This is a genomic window from Gluconacetobacter asukensis, assembly GCF_014174375.1.
Taxonomy (GTDB): Bacteria; Pseudomonadota; Alphaproteobacteria; order Acetobacterales; family Acetobacteraceae; genus Gluconacetobacter; species Gluconacetobacter asukensis.
On sequence record NZ_JABEQE010000051.1, the window covers coordinates 1 to 1,209 of the forward strand.

Sequence of the window (1,209 nt, forward strand, 5' to 3'; positions counted from 1 at the left end):
AGAGTATCCGTTGTGATCAAGCGGCTTTTGGAGCCCATGTTCGATCATCGCGCAGGAGTGCGTTGGCGAGGATGACGAGCTTGCGCATGACGGCGGTGATGGCGACTTTGGCGTGCTTTCCCATGGTGGTCAGTCGGTCGTAGACTTGCTTGAGGTCGGGATTGAAGCGCATGGCGACGATGGCTGGCATGTAGAGTGCATGCCGGATGGCAGCCCTGCCGCCCTGAATGAAACTTCTTCCCCGCCATGTTCCGGACTGGCGGGTGATCGGGGCGAGGCCGGCAAGAGCGGCAGCCTGGCCTTCCTCCATTGTGCCGAGTTCCGGCATGTCGGCCAGCAGCGCGTGGGCCGTGATCAGGCCAAGACCTGGGATGCTGGCCAGCACGTCCCGCCGGCGAGCCAGGTGCGGGTCTTCTGCCACCAACGCTGCGATGGCGGCATCGAGAGAAGCGATCTGCACTTCAATCTGCCGCAAACGATGCCGGCCATGGCGTTTCAGCAAATCGATCGTCAGGGTTTTGAGGCGATTGATCGTTGCCGTCCGGTCTCGCATCAGGCTGCGGCGGGCTGCGACCAGTTCGGCCAGGCGGTTCTGCAGGTCTGAACGGACCGGGCGTGCGACCGGCTCCAGCAGCGCGCCATAGCGCGCCAGCATCAACGCATCGATACGATCGGTCTTGGCGAGCCTGCCGGTAGCTTCGGCGAAACGGCGCGCCTGCCGCGGGTTGACCTTGATCGTTGGCACGCCCAGGGACGCCAGACGTTCCTCCAGCAGCCGGTGATACGGGCCAGTCGGCTCGAATACCACCCGCGCGACGGCCTTCATGTCGCCGATCCAGCGCAGGAGCGCGGTCTGGCCCTTGCGGGTATTGGCCACGCGTACGGTCTCTCCACCGGGGTGACGGGCCGCGTCGAGATGATCCTTGGAGACGTCGATCCCGATCGTGATCGACGTAGGCTGTAGTTCGGGCTTGGAAGCCGTGGCCGGATGCGTCATCTTTTCCATGTCCTATGCTTGTCATCCGAGGCCAGACCCTCGGGTATCCGTTCAGGGCACAAGGAAAAGAAGGGGCGATCATACTCTCAAGCCGACCCATCACGGTCTGCCTGTCACCGACCCGTCCCCTTCCTGATTTTTCCGGGGTGGCCACCCCGGAAAAATCAGTCCTTTGTCGCACGCAGCGACACGGAATGCATAAGACAAGCCTG

Annotated in this window: 1 protein-coding gene; it reads right to left on the reverse strand. The window is 62.9% G+C overall.

Translation table 11 applies throughout. The features are described 5' to 3' along the window. Positions 1 to 16: 16 nt before the first annotated feature. Complete coding sequence (locus HLH35_RS19660; protein ID WP_182980739.1) at positions 17 to 997, reverse strand: IS110 family RNA-guided transposase; 981 nt, start codon at positions 995 to 997, stop codon at positions 17 to 19. Positions 998 to 1,209: the final 212 nt, after the last annotated feature.

What these genes read in the sequence shown, in the direction of transcription:
- HLH35_RS19660 (WP_182980739.1), bottom strand. Translation starts at nt 997, where the DNA reads ATGACGCATCCGGCCACGGCTTCCAAGCCCGAACTACAGCCTACGTCG.